Origin of the sequence: Rubrivirga aquatilis (genome assembly GCF_046845665.1) — a bacterium.
In the GTDB taxonomy this organism is placed as follows: domain Bacteria; phylum Bacteroidota; class Rhodothermia; order Rhodothermales; family Rubricoccaceae; genus Rubrivirga.
The window spans coordinates 1,492,245-1,512,162 of sequence record NZ_CP177355.1; the positions used below are offsets into that span (position 1 = coordinate 1,492,245).

17 protein-coding genes are annotated in these 19,918 nt (G+C 75.1%); 5 read left to right on the top strand and 12 right to left on the bottom strand.

Going from position 1 to position 19,918, the window contains the following annotated elements; all coding sequences use genetic code 11:
• Positions 1-284 precede the first annotated feature (284 nt).
• Positions 285-2,204, bottom strand: coding sequence for a TonB-dependent receptor plug domain-containing protein (locus tag ACLII4_RS06485; RefSeq protein ID WP_412070083.1), 1,920 nt, complete (start codon positions 2,202-2,204; stop codon positions 285-287).
• 120 nt (positions 2,205-2,324) lie between these two features.
• On the opposite strand from ACLII4_RS06485, the gene ACLII4_RS06490 reads away from it, so the two are divergent.
• From ACLII4_RS06490 to ACLII4_RS06500, 3 genes are read left to right on the top strand one after another with little or no spacing between them, the layout of a single operon-like run.
• The gene (locus ACLII4_RS06490) at positions 2,325-4,850 is read left to right on the top strand and encodes an amidohydrolase family protein (protein ID WP_412070084.1); all 2,526 of its coding nucleotides are present in this window, start codon (positions 2,325-2,327) and stop codon (positions 4,848-4,850) included.
• A gap of 22 nt (positions 4,851-4,872) precedes the next feature.
• On the top strand, positions 4,873-5,991 hold the full coding sequence (locus ACLII4_RS06495; protein WP_412070085.1) for a sensor histidine kinase: 1,119 nt from the start codon (positions 4,873-4,875) through the stop codon (positions 5,989-5,991).
• The gene (locus ACLII4_RS06500; RefSeq protein ID WP_412070086.1) at positions 5,988-6,746 is read left to right on the top strand and encodes a LytR/AlgR family response regulator transcription factor; all 759 of its coding nucleotides are present in this window, start codon (positions 5,988-5,990) and stop codon (positions 6,744-6,746) included. Before ACLII4_RS06495 ends, ACLII4_RS06500 begins: the two co-directional genes overlap by 4 nt.
• Positions 6,747-6,770: 24 nt before the next feature.
• On the opposite strand, the gene recR is transcribed toward ACLII4_RS06500, so the two are convergent.
• The 11 genes from recR to ACLII4_RS06555 form a co-directional block, all read right to left on the bottom strand.
• Entirely contained in the window at positions 6,771-7,406 is a 636-nt protein-coding gene (recR, locus tag ACLII4_RS06505) for a recombination mediator RecR (RefSeq protein WP_412070555.1), read from the bottom strand.
• Between the two features lie 82 nt (positions 7,407-7,488).
• Positions 7,489-7,836, bottom strand: coding sequence for a YbaB/EbfC family nucleoid-associated protein (locus ACLII4_RS06510; protein WP_412070087.1), 348 nt, complete (start codon positions 7,834-7,836; stop codon positions 7,489-7,491).
• 101 nt (positions 7,837-7,937) lie between these two features.
• Positions 7,938-10,067, bottom strand: a complete 2,130-nt coding sequence (gene dnaX, locus ACLII4_RS06515) for a DNA polymerase III subunit gamma/tau (protein WP_412070088.1) — start codon at positions 10,065-10,067, stop codon at positions 7,938-7,940.
• A gap of 132 nt (positions 10,068-10,199) precedes the next feature.
• On the bottom strand, positions 10,200-10,697 hold the full coding sequence (locus ACLII4_RS06520) for an RDD family protein (RefSeq protein ID WP_412070089.1): 498 nt from the start codon (positions 10,695-10,697) through the stop codon (positions 10,200-10,202).
• A 365-nt stretch (positions 10,698-11,062) separates the two neighbouring features.
• Positions 11,063-11,548 (bottom strand): RDD family protein, encoded by a 486-nt coding sequence (locus tag ACLII4_RS06525; RefSeq protein WP_412070090.1) that lies wholly within the window; start codon positions 11,546-11,548, stop codon positions 11,063-11,065.
• 442 nt (positions 11,549-11,990) lie between these two features.
• Positions 11,991-12,497: a J domain-containing protein gene (locus tag ACLII4_RS06530; RefSeq protein ID WP_412070091.1), complete on the bottom strand. Its 507-nt coding sequence runs from the start codon at positions 12,495-12,497 to the stop codon at positions 11,991-11,993.
• 7 nt (positions 12,498-12,504) lie between these two features.
• Positions 12,505-13,152, bottom strand: coding sequence for a thymidine kinase (locus ACLII4_RS06535; protein WP_412070092.1), 648 nt, complete (start codon positions 13,150-13,152; stop codon positions 12,505-12,507).
• Between the two features lie 138 nt (positions 13,153-13,290).
• Entirely contained in the window at positions 13,291-13,977 is a 687-nt protein-coding gene (locus ACLII4_RS06540) for a hypothetical protein (protein WP_412070093.1), read from the bottom strand.
• Positions 13,974-15,701, bottom strand: a complete 1,728-nt coding sequence (locus ACLII4_RS06545) for a BatD family protein (protein WP_412070094.1) — start codon at positions 15,699-15,701, stop codon at positions 13,974-13,976. Before ACLII4_RS06545 ends, ACLII4_RS06540 begins: the two co-directional genes overlap by 4 nt.
• Entirely contained in the window at positions 15,698-16,222 is a 525-nt protein-coding gene (locus ACLII4_RS06550) for a hypothetical protein (protein ID WP_412070095.1), read from the bottom strand. The genes ACLII4_RS06545 and ACLII4_RS06550 overlap by 4 nt, the downstream gene beginning before the upstream one ends.
• A complete protein-coding gene (locus ACLII4_RS06555) occupies positions 16,219-17,916 on the bottom strand; it encodes a VWA domain-containing protein (protein WP_412070096.1) in 1,698 nt (565 codons plus the stop codon). Before ACLII4_RS06555 ends, ACLII4_RS06550 begins: the two co-directional genes overlap by 4 nt.
• Positions 17,917-18,049: 133 nt before the next feature.
• Between ACLII4_RS06555 and ACLII4_RS06560 the strand changes: the two genes are divergently transcribed.
• Both ACLII4_RS06560 and ACLII4_RS06565 read left to right on the top strand, forming a co-directional pair.
• Positions 18,050-19,138, top strand: a complete 1,089-nt coding sequence (locus ACLII4_RS06560; RefSeq protein ID WP_412070097.1) for a sensor histidine kinase — start codon at positions 18,050-18,052, stop codon at positions 19,136-19,138.
• Positions 19,131-19,901 carry a LytR/AlgR family response regulator transcription factor gene (locus tag ACLII4_RS06565; RefSeq protein WP_412070098.1) on the top strand — a complete coding sequence of 257 codons (771 nt, stop codon included), beginning with the start codon at positions 19,131-19,133 and terminating at the stop codon, positions 19,899-19,901. Before ACLII4_RS06560 ends, ACLII4_RS06565 begins: the two co-directional genes overlap by 8 nt.
• The last annotated feature ends 17 nt before the right edge of the window (positions 19,902-19,918 follow it).

The window sequence follows — 19,918 nt, forward strand, 5'->3', positions numbered from 1 at the left end:
GGCGCGAGGCCGACGGGCGCCACTTCTGAAGGGCCCAGCGCCAGCGGGTCCATCGGGTATGCCGAAGGGGGGCCTACGACGTCCCCTCTCCCCTCGGGAGAGGGGCAATACGCAGCGCCGGCGAAGCCAGGGTGAGGGTGTCTCTCTGCTGGCGCAAGCCGGCTGCTTGCGCTATGCCGGTCGCCTTCCCCCAGCCCCTCCCGTCCGGGAGGGGAGGACAGAGCGAAGTCACCGCGAGCCTGACGGCGCGAGCTCCAAGCACCGCCTCGGATGGTCCGGCCGCTTTATCCCTGCCACCTCAACCCGACGCGCATCTCGCGCCCCGGGGCCGGGAGTCCCGCTTGTGGCAGCGCGACGGCGTCGAGCGCGTTGTCGACCCGGACGAACGCGCCGAGCACGCCCGGCCCGACGCGCCAGCGATAGCCCAGCCGGGCACCGAGTACGAGGGAGGCGGGCAGGTCGAGGAGCCCGTCAGGCCCCAGCGAGACGGCGGGCCCGGTCGTGATCGCCTCGCCCGCGACCGTCCAGCCCGTCAGCGGCAAGCGGATGGCGCCGAGCCGCGCCAGAAACGCGGGGCGCTCGGGCAGGCGGATGGCGCCGTCGTGCGTGTCGCCGCGCAAGTACAGCGCCGTCGCCGTGGCGTCGACGCGCCACGCGCCGCGCCGGGCCGTGGCCGAGGCCTCGACGCCGAGCGCGCGGCTGCCGCCGAGGTTGACCCGCTGGCGGCGGCCGTCGGGGAGCCGGGCCTGCTCGATGGCGTCGGCGGTGTGCCTTGCGAAGACGGTGGCGGCCGCGTCGAGGAGGGGGGACTGGCGGGCGGCGCCGACCTCGGCCTGCCACGTCGTCTCGGGGCGGAGGTCCGGGTTGAGGGCGAACCGGCCGAGCGCCTCACCGAACAGCTCGCGCATCGTCGGGAAGCGCGCCGCGCGCGATACCCCCGTGTGCCACTCGGCCGTACCCACCTCGCCCCCGAGGCGCAAGGTCCCGGCCGGCGCCCAGAACGCCCCGGACGACGCGCGCCCCGCCGTCGCCGTCGGCACGAAGGCGTCAACGGCGGCGCCCGCCAGCACCCTCAGCCCGCGGAGGGCCCCCTCGGCCTCGGCGCCGACGCGGCCCTCCGCGTGTCGAAAGGCCTCGCGCGTCTCGCCCTCCTCGCGCCAGTGCGCCGCGACGAGCCCGCTCCCGAGCGCCCGCAGCGTCCACGCGCCACCGGTCTCGACCGCCAGGCGGCCGCCGACGGACTGCTCGCGCCGGGTCTCGCGTGTCTCGGCGTCGGTGTAGTCGGCACTGGTGAACGGCTGGATGGCCTCGGTCGCGAGCGCCGCGTGCGCCGTCGCGTCCCACCGGAGCGCTCGGCGCTCGTCGGTTGCGCGGACGACCGCGAGCGTGCGTCGCCAGTCGGGCACGCGCCAGAAGCGGACGCGGTCTTCGGCTGGGTCGAGGTGGCCCTCGGGCGCGACGCCCTGGGCGGCGGCGACGTGCAGCACGGTCGCGGCGACGCCCCACCCGGGCTGCTGGCGGGCGAGCCGGACGAGCCCGCTCGCGGCCCGGCGGTCGGTGTTGGTGCGGAGCGCGCCGTCGGGCTGGCTAAAGGGGAGCGGCGCCGCGAGCGCGCTGCCCGACCGGGCACCCGCGTCGCCCGCGAGTGTGGCCTGCCACGCGCCGCGCCGGACGACCGACGTGGCCGCGAGCCGCCCCCGCGCGGGGAGCCCGCCGGAGATCTCGGCCTCGGTCAGCGTCCCGTCGCGGTCGAGCGTCCGGGGCGCCAGGTCGACCGTCCCGCCCGCCGCGTTCGGGCCGGCCCCGAGCGGCGCGAGTGTCGCCACGTCGACGGCCGCCACGACGCCGGCCGGGATCAGCGCGAGGTCGACGCGGCGGTCCCACGAATCCGTGAGGGGCGCGCCGTCGAACGAGACGGCCGTCTGGCGCTCGCCGACGCCGCGGATCGCGAGCAAGGTCTGGCCCCGCGAGTTGGTGGGTGCTGCCGCCGAGGGCACCAGGCGCGCCAAGTCCGCAACGCTCTCGGGGTCGCGCGCGAGCACGCTCGCGACCGGGATCCGGGTCACGCCGGTTGCCCGCTCGGCGCCCCCGACGACGACTTCTTGCAGGGCGCGGACGGTGTCGGGCGGGGCCGCTTGGGCACGCGCGCCCCCAGCGAGGGCGACGGCGAGCAGCGCGGCGAGGACGGGATGGGAGAACGGCATCGACCCCAAGCTACCCGGGCGCGCTGCGGCTCATCGGCGCTGGGTGCGGTCTGTCGGAATCCGCTCGCGCCCGGCGCGATCGGGGCCGATCCTGCCGCCGGTTTCCCCCTCTGTGTCTCAATGCGCGATCTGTTTCTGTTCCTCTCGCTCGCGGTTGCCGCGAGCGCCCAGCCCTCGACCGCGTATGTCGGCGGGCGCTGGTACGACGGCGAGCGGTTCGTCGCCCGCGACACGACGTGGGCCGACGGCGGCGTGTTCGTGACGGGCCCGCTCGCGGCGCCGACCCGAGTGGTGGCGCTCGGCGACGAGTACGTCGTGCCGCCCTTCGGCGACGCCCACTTGCATGCGCTGTACCAGCCCGACGGCATCCGCGCGACGGACAGCCTGCTCGTCGCGCGGGGAGTCTTTTACGTCCGGAACCCGCACGTCCGCGCCAGCGACCTGGCGGCGGTGCGGGGCCTCCCGACGACCGTCGACGTCCGCTACGCCGTGGCCGGGATCACAACGGCCGCCTCGCACCTTGCGACGGCGTTCGAGGCGCGCGCCCTCGGGCTCCAGCCGTGGGACGTGTGGGGGCCGCGCGGCGACGAGATCCGCGCCAGCCGCCGCGTCGAGGGCGACGCCTACCACCTCGCGCCGACCGTCGCCGACCTCGACGCGGTCTGGCCCCGCGTCCGTGCCCAGGGCACCGACGTGCTCAAGGTTATCCTCAACCGCAGCGAGGGCTGGGCGACCGGCGACCCCGACGCGCAACTGGGGATCTCGCCCGCCGTGCTCCGCGAGACCGTCCGCCGCGCCCACGCCGACGGCCTGCGCGTGGTCGCCCACGTCGAGACCGCCGCCGACCTCCGGGCGGGCATCGAGGCGGGCGTGGACGCCTTCGCGCACGCGCCGGGCTACAGCGTCATCGGCGGCGACCCGGCGGCGGCCGACGGCGGCGTGTACGCGGTCGACGACGCGCTTCTGGCCGACTGGGCCGGCTCGGGCATCCCGGTCACCCCGACGCTGGCGCTGGCGCTCGTCAACGCGCGGTACGCGCCGACCCCCCCGTCCGCGAGCGCCCTGGACTCCCTTCGCGCGGGGCACGCCGCGCTCTTGCGCCGGCTCGACGCCGCGGGCGTCCCGATCTCGTTCGGCGCGGACGCCTACGGGCTGTGGGCGTGGGACGACGCCGCCTACGCCCTCGACATCGGGGGGCTCACGCCCGCCGCGGCGCTCCACGCGTGGGCCGTCACGACCCCCCGAGACATCTTCCCGGACCGCGCCATTGGCGCGCTCGCGCCCGGGTTCGAGGCGTCGCTGCTGTCGCTCGCCTGCGACCCCCTCGAGGACTGGACCTGCACCGAGCGGATCCGCGCGCGGGAGAAGCAGGGCCGCGCCGTCGGGAGGGCGCCGCGCATCCACCCGGCGGCCGAGCCGACGGCGTATGTCGGTGGGCACTGGTGGGACGGCGAGCGGTTCGCCCCCCGCGACACCGTCTGGGCGCAAGCCGGCGTGTTCGTGGCGGGCCCGCTCGCGGCGACGCGCACCGTCGATCTGTCGGGTCGGTTCGTCGTGCCGCCCTTTGGCGACGCCCACACCCACATGCTGAGCGACGCGTGGCAGGGGCCGGGGCAGGCCGAGCGGTTCGAGCGGGAGGGCGTGCTGTACGCGCTCGTCCTCACCGACCGCCGCTCGTGGGCCGCGCCCATGATGCCGACGTTCGCCGGGCCCGAAACGATGGACGTGGCCTACTCGCACGCCGGGCTGACCTCCGACGACACGCACCCGAAGGGGGTCTACGAGTGGCAGGCGCTCCGCCTGGTCGGCCGCGCGCTGTCCGACGAGGACCGGACGCGGATCCACGAGAGCCGCTGCGCCGAGGACGACGCGTACGTCGTACTCGACACGCTCGACGACCTCGACGCCAAGTGGGAGGCGTTCCTCGCGCAGGGCCCCGACATCGTCAAGGTCTACCTCTTGGACTCGGACGCCGACCTCGGCCCGCCGACGAGCGGGTTCACGGGGCGCCCCAGCGGGCGCGGCTTGTCGCCCGAGGTGCTGCGCGCGGTCGTGGAGCGGGCGCACGCGGTCGGCCTGCGCGTCGTCGCCCACGTCGGGACCGGCGCCGACGTGGCGCTGGCGGTCGCGAGCGGCGTCGACGGCTTTGCCCACCTGCCCGGCTACGGCTACGCGGCGGGCCGCGACGCGCCGTATCTCATCGACCCGGCCGTCATCGCGGCCTCGGGCGAGCGCGGGCTCGTCTACATCCCGACCTCCGTCGTCGGCGACGGCCGCAACGCCGACCGGCCGGTGCGCGAGCTCCGGGCCCGCGACCTCCACCGCCGCCAGCTCCGCGCGCTCCACGCCGCCGGCGCCCGCGTGGCCCTCGGGGCGGACCGCTGGAACGAGACCTCGAAGGCCGAGGCCGACTTCATGGAGCGCCACGGCTTTTTCGACCGCGCCACGCTCCTCGACCTGTGGACGCGGACGACGCCCCAGGTCGTCTTCCCGGCCCGCGCCATCGGGCGGCTGGCGCCCGGCCACGAGGCGTCGCTGCTGGCGCTGGCGTGCGACCCGCTCGCCGAGTGGACGTGCACGGCCGAGATCGTCCACCGCGAAAAGCAAGGCGCGGCCCTGGGTGGCCATGCGCAGGGCGCCGAGTGAGCCCGGCCCTATGTTCGTCGAGATGAAGAGCCCGCCGCCCCCCCGCCTCACCGCCCGCGGCGTCGCCCTCTTCGCGGCGGGCTACGCGGTGCTGGCGCTGTTCTACACGGCCACCATCGAGCAGTGGGCGCTCCAAGAGAGCGTGTCCCTGTTCGCCAGCGAGACGCTCGGCCTCCTGCCGCGCTCGCTCATCGACTACGGGCTCAAGGGGCTGCTCACGGTCCCCGTGTGGTGGCTCGCCGTCCGCCGCCTCGACGGCCGGCCCGGCCTCCAGGTGGCCGCGCACGTCGTGCTCGGGCCGCTGTGGGTGTGGGCGTGGTACGTGCTGTACCGGGCCCTCGCGCCCGCCCTCGGCTACGGCGTGCTGGGCGACTGGGGGAAGGCGTGGGACGTGTTCATCCCGGCGCTCGTGTACCTCGCGCAGTTCGGCGCGCTCCACGCCGCGCGCTACGTGTCCGAGGTGCAGCACCGGGCCGAGGCGCAAGCCGCGCTCCACGTGCGCCAGTCGGAGCTGGAGCGGGCGGCGCAGGACGCCCAGCTCGCGGCGCTGCGCGCCCAGATGGACCCGCACTTCCTGTTCAACACGCTCAACACGGTCGCCGCGTCCGTCCCGGCCGAGCAGGGGGCAACGCGCGACCTCGTCGCCCGGCTGGCGGGGCTCGTGCGGTACACGCTGGCGGCGGCCCGCCGCGACCGCGTGCTGCTCCGCGAGGAACTGGAGTTCGTCCGCGACTACCTCGCCCTCGAACAGGAGCGGATGGGCGAGCGGCTCGTCGTCGAGGTCGATGCCGACGCCGACGCGCTCGACGTGCCGATCCCGCCGATGCTCATCCAGCCGCTCGTCGAGAACGCCGTCCGCCACGGGCTCGCGCCGACGCTCGCGGGCGGGGTGCTGCGCGTCGAGGTGCGGCGCGTGGGCCAAGCCGTCCACGTGCTCGTCCGCGACGACGGCGCGGGGCCGGTCGCGCCGGTTGTCACGTTGCTGACGGACGGCACGGGCGAGGGCGTCGGGCTGGCCAACACCGACGCCCGCCTGCGGACCCTGTTCGGCACCGGCCTCGCACTCGACGTGCCGGGGGGCGACGGCCAGGCCCGGGGCTTCGAAGCCCGCTTCTCGATTCCGATCCCGGCCGACTCATGACGCGCGCGCTGATCGTCGACGACGAGGCCCCGGCCCGGCGGATGGTCCGCGACGCGCTCGCGGCGCTCGGCGCCGATGTCGAGGTGATCGGCGAGTGCGCCAACGGTCCCGAGGCGGTCGCGGCGATCGCTCAGGCGCAAGCGGGCGGGGCGCCGGTCGAGCTGCTGTTCCTCGACGTCCAGATGCCCGGCCTGACCGGGTTCGAGGTGCTCGACGCCGTCGCCGAACGAGGGCTCGGGGTCCCCGCCGTCGTCTTCTCGACGGCGTTCGACCAGCACGCCGTCCGCGCCTTCGAGGTGGCGGCGGTCGACTACCTGCTCAAGCCGTTTACCCAGGCCCGCTTTGCGGAGGCCGTCGGGCGAGCGCTCGCGGCCGGCGCCGAGGCGACGGCGTCGGTCGTCGAGGTGGCCCGGCGCGAGCGGCCCCGCTACCCCGCCCGGCTGCTCGTCGAGGACGGCGGCGTGCTCGTGCCCGTCGCCACGGCCGACGTGCTCTGGGCGCAAGCGGCCGGCGACTACACGACGCTCCACACCCCGGCCCGGACGTATCTCGCCAGCCAAGGCATCGGGGCGCTCGCGGAGCGGCTCGACCCGGCCCGGTTCGCGCGCGTCCACCGCTCGACGATCGTTGCGCTCGACGCGCTCCGTGCGCTCGAACGCGACAACTCCGGCGGCTTCGTCGCCCGGCTGGCGGACGGCGCCGTCGTGCGCGTCTCGCGGACCTATGCCGACACGATCCGCGATATGATGGCGTGAGGCCGCCCGGCTCCGCGCCGCCCGCTACATCCCGGCCCGGCCCTCGAGGGCGCGGCTCAGCGTGGCCTCGTCGGCAAACTCCAGATCCCCGCCGATGGGCAGGCCGCGCGCGATCCGCGAGACCGTCACGCCGAACGGCGCCAGCATCTGGCCGACGTAGTACGCCGTCGTGTCGCCCTCGACGTTCGGGTTCATGGCCAGGATCACCTCCTCGACCGGTGTCGGCATCTCCTCGCCGTCCGGGGGCGTCGCCTTCGAGCCGGCCACGCGGCCGACGAGCGCCGAGATGTGCAGGTCGTCCGGGCCAACGCCGTCGAGCGGCGAGATGACGCCGCCCAAGACGTGGTACAGCCCGCGGAACTCGCCCGTCCGCTCCAGCGCGATCACGTCCGAGGGCTCCTCGACGACGCAGATCACGCTCTTGTCGCGCCGCTCGGACTGGCACACCGGGCACGGGTCGTTGTCGGTCACGTTGAAGCACACCGAGCACGTCTTGACGCGGTCCTTGGCGGCCACCATCGCCCGGGCGATCTCGACGACCTCCTCGCGCGGCATCTTCAGGATGAACGCCGCCAGCCGCTGCGCCGTCTTGCGCCCGACCGTCGGCAGCTTCGAGAGCTGCTCGACGAGCGATTCGACGGTTTCGGAGGTCAGGTGCATGGCGGGGACGGGGCGGGCGAGCACGGCAACCTCCGACACGGAGGCGACACCGGTGCGTCACCGCGAGCGGGCCTAGCGCGGGCTAAAACTTGGGCAGCTCCATGCCGCCCAGGTCCATGCCGGGCGGGAGCAGCGAGGAGGCGGCCTCCTGCATCTTGCGGTTCTTGACGGCCTCGGCCTCTTCGATGGCCTTGTTGACGCCGGCCACGACCAAGTCTTCGAGCAGCTCGATGTCGTCGGGGTCGACGGCGTCGCGCTCGATCTTGATGGAGACGACGCGGCCGGCGCCGTCGGCGGTGACGACGACCATGCCGCCGCCGGCCTCGGCCGTCACGCGCTCTTCGGCGAGCTTGGCCTGGGTGTCGGCGACGCGCTGCTGCATGTCGGCCATCTTGCCGAAGAGGTCGGCCATGTTGGGGGTTCCGTCCATGGGATCAGTGGAATGTGGGAGCGTGAAATGTGGAACGTTCTGAGTCGGAGGCCGAGCGAGGGGTGGGAACGTTCAACGCCTACACGTTCAACCTTCGACCCCTAGTTCCAGACGATCTCGGCGCCGAACGTCTCGAAGAGCGCTCGCACGACCGGGTGGTCCTTGCGCATCTGCTTGAGGGTCTCGAACGGGTCGTCGGGGCGGGCGGTTTCGACCGTGTCGCGCGGGGACTCGATCCAGCGGAGCGGCGGGGCTGGGGTCCCCAGCACCGTCGACAAGACGGCCGCCAGCGCCTCGTCGTTCTCGGTCGCCACCGTCACCCCGAAGGCGTCTTCCATCCCGACCTCGATGGCGCCCCGGCGGACGCGGAACGGGGCGCCGGTCCGCACGATGGACGCCACGCGGACGCCGACGTGCTCGCGGACGGCCGCCACGAACCGCGGCCACGCATCCGTGACGATCGCCAGCGCGGGCCCGAGCGCGTCCGTCGCCGCGATCGACGCGGCCGTCGACTCGGTCAGTGAGGCCTCGGCAGCGTGGCCGTCGCCGCTGGACCGCTGCAGGGCGGGGGCGCCAAACGGGTTGACTGGCGACGTGCGTCGCGGGGAAAGCGCCGGCGCGGGCAGAGGTGTGGGCGTGCCGGCCACGGGGGCCGGACGCGGCGGGGGCGCCGGGTCGACCTCGTCGGGCATCCCGCCCATGTCGTCGTCCGTGTGCGGCGGCGGCCCGTCGTCGTGAGTGGAACAGCTGGCGGCGGTCTCCGAGGCCAGTCCCGGCCGGGCGGCGGTCTCAGCGATCGGCTCGCGGTGGGCTTTCGGCGCGGGCGCCGGGGTCGGCGCGACGGCCAGCTCGGGGAGCTCCGCCACCGGGCTCGTTTGGGCGCTGGCGGCGGGCGGTGGCGCAGGGGCCGCAGCCGGAGCTGGGCTCGGGGGCGTCGGGGCGGATGGGGGCGGACCGCCAGCAAGCGTGTCGCCAGCGCGGGCGGTCGGCGCGCTGGCGGCCGGGGCCGGGGGGCTCGGGGCGCCGCTTGGCGCTGGCAGCGTGCCCGCCCGGGCGGCACCTTCCAGCGCCGAGAGCCGGTCGAGCAGGTGGCGCAGGTCCGCCGCGCTCTCCAGGCTCGCCATCTTGATCAGCGCCAGTTCCAGCGTCAGGCGCGGGTGGCGGCTTTCGCGCAGGTCGTGGGCCGCCGCCTCCGCCAGCATCAGCAGGTGCAGCACGTCGGCCTCTGTCAGCGGCGCGGCGGCGTCGAGGTAGCGCTCGCGCGTGGCCTCGGTCCCCTCGATCAAGTCGCCCGACTGCGTCGCTCGGGCGACCAGCAGGTTGCGGAAGTGCTCCGCCAGCCCCAGCACGAACTCGTTGAGGTCGTGGCCGCTCCGGACGACGTGGTCGACGACCGACAGCAGCCCGGCGCGGTCGCCGCCTCGGGCGCGCGAGGTGGCCTCGAAATAGACGTCCGAGTCGACGACGCCGAGCGCGGTGCGGAGCGGGCCGATCTCCAGGCTCTGCCCGCACAGCGAGACGGCCTGGTCGAACAGCGAGAGCGCGTCGCGCAGGGCGCCGTCCGCCTTGCGGGCGATGAGCACCAGGCTCTCCTCGTCGGCGGCGATGCCCTCCGCGGCGCAGATGGCGCCCAAGCGGTCGACGATCTCGGGGACGGAGATGCGGCGGAAGTCGAACCGCTGGGTCCGGCTCAGGATCGTCGGGAGCACCTTGTGGGGCTCGGTCGTCGCGAAGATGAAGAGGGCGTACTCGGGCGGCTCCTCGAGCGTCTTCAGGAGGGCGTTGAACGCTGAGGCCGACAGCATGTGGACCTCGTCCAGGATGTAGACCTTTTTGTTGGCCCCCTGCGGCGGCACGCGGACCGTGTCGCGGAGCTCGCGGATGTCCTCGACCTTGTTGTTGGAGGCCGCGTCGATCTCGATGATGTTGAGCGAGCGGTGCTCCTCGAAGGCCACACACGAGTCGCACGTCCGGCACGGCTCGGCGCGCTCGCGCTCGGCGAGGGGCGTCTGGCAGTTGACGGCCTTGGCCAGGATGCGCGCGGCGGTCGTCTTGCCCACGCCGCGCGGCCCACTAAAGAGGTAGGCGTGAGCCAGCCGCTTACGCGTGATCGCGTTGCGCAGCGTCTCGGCGACGTGCTCCTGGGCGACCAGGTCGTCGAACGTCTGCGGCCGGTACTTCCGGGCGGTTACGGTAAAGCGGGGGGCCTGGGCGGGGGGCGTGTCGGCCATCGAGATCGCGGGTCCGGGAAGCGCCGGGAGGCCCGCAGGCGAGGGGTCTCGCCCGGTCCCGCCCGGCCCTGCCAAGGTACCGCCGCGCCCAGGCCCTCGCGGGCCGTGTGGACAACCGGCCGGCCGCGTGAGCTACACGGCTTCGGCGACGGGCGCCTCTTCAATCACCTGCGTCCCGCCCGTCTTGTCGCCGATCCGTCGGCCCTCGTCATTGACCACGACCAAGATCGCCTCGACCAGGCCGAGCAGGCCGACGAGGCCGCTCAGGATGAGCACGGGGATGCCGAGGAGCGCGAGCGGGCCGAGCCCGATCAAGACGGTCCCGATACCCGAGATGACGCCGGCCGCCGCCAGCGTCCAGTTGCGGCGGACCGAGGCGTCGATCGTCATCGGGCCGCCGTCCAAGCGGACCGGGCGGAGGCCGATGATCTTCTTGCCGACCGACCGGCCGTCGGCGTAGGGCGAGTCGAGGCCGTCGCGGACCAGGATGTAGCCGGCGCCGACGAGCGTGCCGATCCCGCCCAGGACGGTCCCGAACCAGCCGAAGACCCAGCCGATGGCGCCGGCGATGAGCCCGTCGATGAGCGCGGCGAGGAAGCGTTTGACGAGGTCGGCCTTGGCGTGAGGCATGAGAGGGTCGGGTGGTGACGACTCTAGATACTGGATTCGCTGGGATTAACAGTCATCACGGCGGAGGCTGCTCCGGCCGGGACGCCGTCGTGGGGCCGGGCCGCGTTGCAGGCGGCCCGGTGGGGCCGAGCACACGCCGTCCCGATGGACCCCAGAAATCGCCCCGCTGCACGGAGGAGGCGCATCCCGAGGAGTGCGGAGCCTAGGGGCCGTCATGTACGTCGGTCCGTTGGCGAGCGAGAGGCGCTGGCGGAGCCTGCAAGGCGCCCAACGAGATTGATGCCTGAGCATCGGACGAGGAGGGCAACGCGGCCGGCGCCGTCAGTGGCCTCGCGCAGACAGGACCCAGAGGAAGGTGACGGGCCCTAGTGCCGGGCCTCGATCACACGCGTCCGCGCCAGCCGGTCGCCGACGCGGCGCCCGACGGGGTCGACGGCGACCAGCAGCGACTCGGCCGCGAGCACGGCGGCGCCGATGTAGAGGAGGAACTCGCCGAAGGGGATGCCCCGGTACCCGCCGATGAGGTAGAGCACGGCGCCCAGCCCGACCGCCCCGGCGACGGTCGCATTGCGGCGGGCCGAGACGGTCCAATCCATCGGGTCGCCGCTCATGCGGTACGGCCGGATCCCGAGCCAGCGCTTGCCCAGCGACCGCGAGCCCCACTCGGCGTAGGGGATGCCGTCGCGGAGCAGCAGGTAGGCCGCGCCGAGGAGCAGGCCGACGCCGAACATGCGCCCCTTGAGCACGCCAGGCACGACGGCGGCGGGCGTGAGCGCGAGGAGCAGGGCGAGGACGCCGTCGAGGAGGGCCGCGGCGAAGCGGCGGACGCGGACCGGGCGGGCCGTCGGCATGGGGAGAACGGGGGACCGCCCGGACGATACCGAGGCGGGGGCGGTGTGGCACGGGGAACCTGAGAGAATCCCGCCGTGCCCCCGCCGGCCCAGCCGGCGTCGACCTTGCCGCACCCACACGTGCGCCATGCGGTTCGCCCTCATCGCTGACCTCATCGTGCCTGGCTGCAGCCGGGCCTCACTCGACGACTACCCTGACGCCCCTTAGGTGTCGGCGACCGTCCCCGACGTCCTCACCGATCCCGCGTGCGGGCTCGTGTGGAGAGCGACCGTCGTGCTGCCCGCGCCCGATCTGTCCCAGCCCATCGAGCTGCCCGACATGCTCGTGGATGTGGCGACGGAGCGGGCCCCCCGTTCTTGGCGAGAGCCTAGAACGGGGACCGGGGCGGCTAGCGCAGCGCAACCGGTCGTCCGGCGGCAGAAAAAATGCCCGGCGGGTGGGTCAGTCGCCCAGCTGGCGCTTGAAGAAGGCGTAGGCCTCGTTGATCGACTTCGTCTCCTCCTCCGCGAGCCGCTGGAGCTTGGCGCCGAGCCCGACGCAGCGGTCGGGGTGGTAGGCCACCACGAGCCGTCGGTAGTGGACGCGGAGCACGTCGGCCGTCACCGGGCCCGCCGGCAGGTCGAGGACGGCGCGGTGGACGGCCTCGGGAGACGGCGGCCGGACCGGGGCGCGGTCGGGGCGGGGCTCGGGCCCGCTGGCGCTGGCCGCGACGCGCGGGCCTCGCGCCTTCTCGCGGCGCATCCGCTCGCGGTGGATCCGCTCGCGCATGGCGTCGATGCGGGCCTCACGCGAGCTGTAGAACGCGCGGCCGGAGCCGTCGGCGGCGGCGCGGCTCTCTCGCGCCGAGATCGAGCCGCCGGCGCGCTTGAGGTCGCCCAGCCACCCGCCCACGACCGACACCAGCAGCATCGCGACGGCGAGAGCGGTACCGATGGTGACGAGGGACACGGCGGGATCAGGCGTCGGTGGCGAGCGGGAGCGTGGCGGCGGGCACGGCGGTCGGGAGCGCGACGGGCGCGGCGACGACGGCCTCGGGCCGGAAACAGGTTCGGCATCGCGGTTCGTACGCCTCCGCCTCGCCGACCAGCACGCGCGAGCCGTCGGCGACGATCCGCTGCGAGTGGTTCGCAGGCGCGCCGCACCGCACGCAGACGGCGTGCAGCTTGGTCACGTGCTCGGCGACGGCCATCAGCTGGGGGACCGGGTCGAACGGGCGCCCGAGGTAGTCCTGGTCGAGCCCGGCCACAATGACGCGGCGGCCTTCGCGGGCCAGGATTTGCACGACATCTACGAGTTCGTTGCCGAAAAACTGGGCCTCGTCGATACCGATGACGCTGGCGTCGCCCGCCAGCAGCAGCATCGGCTCGGCGGTGTGGACCACCTCCGATGGCATGGCCGTCGCGTCGTGGCTGACGACTTCGGAGTCGTGGTAGCGGGTGTCGAGGGCGGGCTTGAAGAGGGCCACCTTCTGCCGCGCGAACCGGGCGCGCTTGAGCCGGCGGAGCAGTTCCTCGGTCTTGCCCGAGAACATGCTCCCACACACGACCTCGACCCAGCCGCGCCGCTGGCCGTCCTCGGTTCGGGTGTAGACGTGGGGTTCCATGACGGGAAGGTACTGGGCGGCGGCGAGGCGAGGACACGTCCAACGCGGATCCGTTGCCACTCGTATCGCCGGACCGAGTAGGGGTGCTCCGTGCGAGGGGCACGAGTCCTCGCGCGCTCGGCCCGTACGGTCCAAGCGTTACAACGGCGCAACAGCGTCGGCGGCGGCCCAGCCCTGGGCGCGGCCGACGCGGACCGGGCGCCATCCGTCGACGGCCGCCCCGACCTCGGCGGTCTCGCCCGCCTTGAGGCGTGCGACGGCCGGGGAATCCGGCGACCGGGCTTCGACGACGACGGCGTCCGCCAGCGCCACACCGAGCGGCTGCGTCGCGTCGCGGACGGTCCACCCAGCGGCCAAGACGACGGCGGCGGCGACGACACCCAAGCCCATCGCCGCTCGCGACCGCCCGCCGAGCGCGAGCCCGAGCGCGCCGAACGCCAGCGCGAGGGCGAGCGCGACCACGCCGAGGGGCGTCACGACGCTGACCACCTGGCGCCACGTGTCGACGGAGGCGGGACGGGGCGGGGCCCCGGCGCGGGCTCGCGCCAGCGCCACGTTGCGCGCGATCGCCGCGTCCGCCGGGTCGAGGCGGGCGGCGCGTTCGAGGTGCAGCCGGGCCGGGCCCGTCCGACCCTGCGCCAGCGCGACGGTCCCCAGGTTGTGCTCGACGGCGGCCGAGGCCCACCCGGTCGCCCGGGCGCCCTGCCACGCGGCGACGGCTCCGGACGTGTCGCCCTCGGCCACCAACTCCACGCCGAGCTGGAACAGGCGGTCGGCCTCGGCTTGGGGCGCGAGCTGGAGGAGCAGGAGGAGCGCGAGCGTCACGAGAGGGCGTCGAGGTCGACGAGGAGGGCTTCGGCGCGGTCGGCGAGCACGGCGGCGGGCGGGGCGCCCAGGCCGGGCGCGAACTGACCTTGGGTGGCGCCCGCGAGCACGGCCAGCGTCTGGGTTCGGAGCTCGGGCGGCGCATCTGCGAGCGCGGCCGCAAGGTCGTCGATGCTGGCGACGGGTGGTGCGCCGTGGCGCTCGGCGAGGTAGGCGCGGACGGCGCGCTCGACGGCCGCGTAGCCGGCGGGCCCCGCCAGCCCGCGGGCCTCGGCGAGGCGGCGTGTGGCGTCGGAGTGGGCGCGGCGGCGGCGCTTGTCGGGGGTGTCAGCGTTGAGCCGCTGGCGTCCGGCGCGGGCGGCGAGGAACAAGCCGCCCGCGAGCGCGGGGAGCGCGAGCCCGCCACCGAGCACGCCCCACAGCCACCCGCTGTCGCCGGAGGGGCGGCGCCAGTCGGCGGAGGTGAGGAGCGCGGCGGGCGCGGCGCCTGGCGCGGGCGTCGACAGCAGCGCGGGGCCGTCGACCTCGACGCGCAGCGGCTCGGTCCGCAGCGTCTTGTACTGGCCGTCGGCCGGGTCGAAGTAGGTCCACGGTGCGGACGGGATGTCGAGCGTGCCGCCGCCCTGGGGCACCATCGTGTAGCTGAAGGTCTTCACCCCGCGCAGCGTCTGGCCGCCCCGGAACAGCTCCTGCTCGGCCTTCGGGTCGTACACGTCGACGCCGGGCGGGACCTCCAGCTCGGGGGCGGCGAGCGTTGCGATGTTGCCGGTCCCGGTGATATCGATCCGGGCGCGGACCGCCTCGCCGGCGTCGACGGCGACGGCGGGCGGCGTCGTGCGGAGCTGGAACTGGCCGACGGCGCCAGCGAAGGACGGGGGCGCGCCGTCGGGCAAGGCGTGAACCTCGACCGTCGCCTGGGGGGCGACCACCTCGCGGTCTTCCAGGCGGCGCGTGAAGGGCGAGAAGAACGGGGCGAACGGGTCGTTCGAGAAGCTCCGGTCCGTCCGCAGGAGGTCGACCGAGAACGTCATCGGCGCCAGCGTCAGCGTCCCGGCGCGCGTGGCGAAGAGAGCGACGCGGCGGATGGTGACGGCCTCGTAGGGGACGCCGCCGACGGTCGTCGGGCGCGGGTACGCCGGGCCGATGTCGAGCTCCTCGCGCCACGCCCCGGGCGCGTCCCACGTCCCCACCGGGGACGTCTCACGGGGCTGCACCTGGGGCTCGAAGTACAGCACGTAGTCGACGACGATCTGCTGGCCGACGACGGCGGTCCGCCGCGACGGCTCGGCGCGGATGAACAGCTCGCGTCCGCCCGACGGCGCTGCGCTGGGCCCGGCGATCGGCGCTCCGCCGACGACCAAGACGGACTGAGCGGGGGCGGAGACCGGGACGCCGGCCACACTCGCGCGGAAGCGCTCCACACGTCCGGTGCCGGGGCGCGTGGCCTGGTACGCCCACGCCACGCGCCGTTCGACCTGCCCGTTGAAGCTGGTCATGGCGTCGAGGATGGGCTGGCGCGAGACGAGTTGGAGCGCGCCGGTCGCCAGCGGGGGCCCGACGCGCTCGCCGCGCCCGCCTGCCAGGGTGACCGTGTACGTGACCGTCTCGCCGACCCGGATCCGGGTGTCGGACAGGCTCGCGGACGCCGACTGCGCCGCCGCGCCGGCGGCGAGCAGCGCCGCCAGCAGGACGGGCACGAGGGCGCGGAAGAGGGGAGTGGTCACCAGTCCTTCTCGGAGCGCTGGCGCTGCGACGGGTTGCGGCGGAGCTCGCGGAGCAGCAGTTGCTCCTCACCGCCGACGGCGTCCAAGATGCGCTCGGCCTGCTCGGGCGTCATCGCGCCTTGCTGGGTGCCGGTCGGCTGGGGCGGCGCCTCGCCCTCGCCCGCCTGCTGGTCCTGCGTGCGCGTCTGGTCGGCCTCGGCGTCCGAGTCGCCCTCGCCCGGTGGCGGCTCGCCCTCGCCCTCCGGCTCGCCCTCGTCGCCCTCATTGCCGTCCTGGGGCTGGTCCTGCTGGCCGCCGCCCTCGTCCTGCTCGTCCTGCTGCTGCTCGATCAGGTCGCGCAGGGCCTGGAGCTTGGCGTCGTCGGGGGCGAGCGCGAGCCCGGCCTGGACGGCCTGGAGCGCGCGGCCGGTGTCGCCGTCGATAAAGGCCTGCGCGCCGGTGTGGTAGAGGTCGATGGCCTGGGGCGGGGGCGCCTGCGCGAGCAGCGCCAGCGACGCGAGCAGGAGAAGGGGGCGGATCATCGGACGGAGGTCTCGATCTCGGCGACGCCGCCGAGACGCTGGATAAAGTCGGCATAGGCGGCGACCGTGGAGTCGCGCGCCAGGCCGTCCTGCATGACGGACAGGGCCGCCGGGTATTGCCGCGCGGCGACGAGCGAGTCGGCGCGGGCTTTGAGCTCCTTGGCGAAGTCGGAGGGACCGGGCGGGGGAGGGGGCTCCTCGCCGATCAGGCGCCGCGCGATCTCCTGGTTGCGCCGCGCGCGCGCGAGTCCGGGATCCAAGCGCAGGGCGACGCGCAGCAAGGAGTCGGCGCGCGAGGGCTGCCCTTCCAAGAGCGCGGCGGTCCCGGCGTCGGCCGCGAGCGCGGCACGTTGGGCGGGCGTGTCGGCAAAGGCGAGCGCGGCCGTGAACGCGCTGTCGGCCCCGGCCCACCGCTCCTGGGCGGCGCGCGCGGCGCCGAGCGTATGCCACAGGTTCGCGCGCATTGCCCGCCCCAGATCGGGCAGCGCGAGGGCGGGGACGATCCGGGCCTCGGCGCCCTCGCCGTCGCCGTCGGCCAGCATCGAGACCGCCGCGCGCCCCGCTCGCGCCCCCGGTGACACGGCGACGAACGCATCCCCGCACCCGCTCAGCACGAGCAGCGCGAGGCCGGCGGCGACCGGCGCCGTCGAGCGGTTCACGTCGGGACCCATCGTGGGCGCGTCGTCGTCGCGCGTCGTCGGGGGGCGCAGGGCGACGAGCCGCTCCGCCAGCAGGAGGAGGAGCGCGAGCCCGAGGGGCCATTGGAACCGCTCGGCCGCCGCGGCCACTTCGTCGCGCGCGATGACCGCCCGGTCGAGCCGGTCCAGCGCCTCGTTAACGGCGTCCGCGGCGCTCCGGCGCTCGACGCGGAACAGCCCGTCGCCCGCCAGCTCGTCGAGCGCCCCGCTCGCGAACCGCGACACGACGGGCGCCCCGGTCCGGTCGGTCTTGACGCCGCGCCGCCGGCCGCGGTAGACCTCCGGGACCGGGCCGCCCTCGTCGGTCCCGATGCCGAGCGCCAGGATCTCGACGCCGTTGTCGCGAAGCCGGTCGGCCGCCGCGCCGAGCCCGCCCTCGTGGTCCTCGCCGTCCGATACGACGAGGAGGGCGCGGGGGCGGCGGTCGTTGTCGGCGCCCGCGTCGAAGGCCGCCTCGGCGGTGCGGAGCGCGCGCGCAAAGTCGGTCCCCTGCACGCCGACCTGCTCGGGGTCGGCGGCATTCAAAAAGAGGCGGAGCGCGCCCCGGTCGGTCGTCAGCGGGCTTTGCAGGAAGGCGTCGCCCGCGAAGACGACGAGCCCGACCCGGTCGCCGCGCCGGGCCTCGACGATCCGCTCGATCTCGAGCTTGGCGCGGTCGAGGCGGGACGGCGCCACGTCCTCGGCGCGCATCGAGTCCGACACGTCGAGGGCGATCAGCAGGTCCAGGCTTTCCTGGCGGCCCTCGCGGAGCTGCGTCCCCGCCCGGGGCCCCGCGAGCGCCACGGCGGCCGCAGCCACGGCGCCGACCAAGAGCGCCGCCCGGATCCGCCGGTGCCGCGCGAGCGGCCGCAGCGCCGACGCCCGCGCCTCGGCACGGTCGCCCAGAAACAGCCGCAGCGCCTCGCCCCGCTTGCGCGCGGCGACGGCGAACGCGGCCACGACGGCCGGCACGAGCACGGCCGCCAGCAGCAGGAGGGCGGGGGAGCGGAAGGACATGGACGGAGGCTACCAACGCCGCGCGGGGTGCGCGCGTGCCCCGCCCATCCCCGCGCGCCGCCGCTCGTCACCCCGCCGCCCCGCCCGTCCGAATCCGCCGGCCGCCGACGGGGTCACGCGGTAGTCTCGGGCCATGCCCCGACGCCCCACCCGCACCCGACTCTACTGGATCTGCCAGCTCGCCGGCTGGGCCGCCTTCGGCGGGATCTGGGTCGGCCTCGCCGCGCTCACGGGCGGGATCGGGGAGAGGTCTGGCGTCAGCACGCTCGAGATCGTGACGGCGGTCGTGGTCTCCTACGTCCTCTGCGTCGGCGCCTCACACGGGATCCACCTCGCCGCGACACGACGGGGGTGGCGGAGGCTCCCGCTGTGGGCGCTCGCGGTCCGCCTGCTCGGAGCGTCGTTCGCCGCCGCAGCGGCGATGCAGGCGGTCGGGACGGTGTTCTTCCGCCTCGCCGAGCCGGTCCTGAACCCCCACGCCGTCGGGCCGAAGCCGTGGCCGGAGCCCGTCGAGGCGCTCGGCAGCGTGCTCATGGGGACGGCCCTGTTCGCGGCGTGGTCCACGGTCTACGCGTTCGGCCTCGTCGCCTTCCGGCTCACCGACGCCGAGCGCGAGCGGCTGGGCCTGCGGGCCGCGCTCGCCGAGTCCCGGATGCGGGCGCTCGAGTACCAGCTCAACCCGCACTTCCTGTTCAACGCGCTCAACACGGTCCGCGCGCTCGTCCGCGACGAGCCCGAGGAGGCCCGCCGGGCGGTGACCCTGCTCTCGGGCCTGCTCCGCCGGACGTTGGCGGCCGGGCGCGAGACGACGCACCCGCTGCGCGACGAGCTCGCCCTCGTCGGCACCTACCTCGACCTCGAGGCCCTCCGCTTCGACGGCCGCCTGCGCGTCCGGCTCGACGTGGCCGACGACGTGCTCGACGTGCCGGTCCCGGCGCTGCTCGTCCAGACGCTCGTCGAGAACGCCCTCAAGCACGGCGTCGCCCGGCGCCGCGACGGCGGCGAGGTCGTCGTCCGGGCCGCGCGCGACGGCGACCGGCTCGCCCTCCGGGTCGAGAACCCGACCGCGAGCGGGCCGGCTTCGGACGGGACCGGAACCGGGCTCGCGAACGCCCGCGAGCGCCTGGCCCTGCTGTTCGGCGACGCCGCCCGCCTCGACCTCGCCGTCGACGCGGAGCGCGCCGTGGCGTCCGTCACCCTGCCCATCGTTTCCGATGCCTAACCCCCGCCCCCTCCGCGCCGTCGTCGTGGACGACGAACGGCTCGCCCGCCAGGAACTCCGGACCTTGCTCGCGGCCCACCCCGAGGTCGAGGTCGTCGCCGAGGCCGTCGACGCCGACGCCGCGGAGGCCGTCCTCGCCGGGCTCGCCGCCGACGGCGCGGCCCCGGACGTCCTGTTCCTCGACGTCCAGATGCCGGGGCGGACCGGGTTCGACCTGCTCGACGGGCTCGACACCGCGCCCGACGTCGTGTTCGTGACGGCCTACGACGAACACGCGCTCCGGGCCTTCCGCGTGAGCGCGCTCGACTACCTGCTCAAGCCGGTCGACCCCGAGCGGCTGGCTGAGGCCGTCGCCCGCGTAGCGGCCCGGGCGGCGGCGCGGCCGGCCGAGGCGCCCACCCCTGCTGGGGGCCCGCTCGGGCCCGGCGACCGCGTGTTCGTCAAGGACGGCGACCGGATGCACCTCGTCCGGCTCGGCGACGTCCGCCGGTTCGAGTCGGCCGGCAACTACACGCGGCTCCACTTCGACGGGCCGGCCGGGCCGGAGACCGCCGTCGTGGCGCGGTCGCTGTCGGGCCTCGAAGACCGGCTCGACCCCGCCCACTTCGCCCGCGCCAGCCGGGCCGACCTGGTCGGGCTGGCGCACGTCGTCGGCATCGACGACGCGCTCAACGGCGGGCTGCTCGCCCGCCTCACCGACGGGACGACCGTCGAGTTCTCGCGCCGCCGCGCGGCGGCCTTGCGCGACCGCCTCCGCCTCTAGTCCTCCCACCCCCCACC

Excerpts from the sequence above, each read along its gene's own strand:
- ACLII4_RS06565 (WP_412070098.1), top strand. The coding sequence starts at position 19,131 with ATGCCTAACCCCCGCCCCCTCCGCGCCGTCGTCGTGGACGACGAACGG.
- ACLII4_RS06550 (WP_412070095.1), bottom strand. The coding sequence starts at position 16,222 with ATGATCCGCCCCCTTCTCCTGCTCGCGTCGCTGGCGCTGCTCGCGCAG.
- ACLII4_RS06535 (WP_412070092.1), bottom strand. The coding sequence starts at position 13,152 with ATGGAACCCCACGTCTACACCCGAACCGAGGACGGCCAGCGGCGCGGC.
- ACLII4_RS06520 (WP_412070089.1), bottom strand. The coding sequence starts at position 10,697 with ATGCCTCACGCCAAGGCCGACCTCGTCAAACGCTTCCTCGCCGCGCTC.
- ACLII4_RS06500 (WP_412070086.1), top strand. The coding sequence starts at position 5,988 with ATGACGCGCGCGCTGATCGTCGACGACGAGGCCCCGGCCCGGCGGATG.
- ACLII4_RS06485 (WP_412070083.1), bottom strand. The coding sequence starts at position 2,204 with ATGCCGTTCTCCCATCCCGTCCTCGCCGCGCTGCTCGCCGTCGCCCTC.
- ACLII4_RS06490 (WP_412070084.1), top strand. The coding sequence starts at position 2,325 with ATGCGCGATCTGTTTCTGTTCCTCTCGCTCGCGGTTGCCGCGAGCGCC.
- ACLII4_RS06495 (WP_412070085.1), top strand. The coding sequence starts at position 4,873 with ATGAAGAGCCCGCCGCCCCCCCGCCTCACCGCCCGCGGCGTCGCCCTC.
- ACLII4_RS06560 (WP_412070097.1), top strand. The coding sequence starts at position 18,050 with ATGCCCCGACGCCCCACCCGCACCCGACTCTACTGGATCTGCCAGCTC.
- dnaX (WP_412070088.1), bottom strand. The coding sequence starts at position 10,067 with ATGGCCGACACGCCCCCCGCCCAGGCCCCCCGCTTTACCGTAACCGCC.
- ACLII4_RS06555 (WP_412070096.1), bottom strand. The coding sequence starts at position 17,916 with ATGTCCTTCCGCTCCCCCGCCCTCCTGCTGCTGGCGGCCGTGCTCGTG.
- ACLII4_RS06525 (WP_412070090.1), bottom strand. The coding sequence starts at position 11,548 with ATGCCGACGGCCCGCCCGGTCCGCGTCCGCCGCTTCGCCGCGGCCCTC.
- recR (WP_412070555.1), bottom strand. The coding sequence starts at position 7,406 with ATGCACCTGACCTCCGAAACCGTCGAATCGCTCGTCGAGCAGCTCTCG.
- ACLII4_RS06510 (WP_412070087.1), bottom strand. The coding sequence starts at position 7,836 with ATGGACGGAACCCCCAACATGGCCGACCTCTTCGGCAAGATGGCCGAC.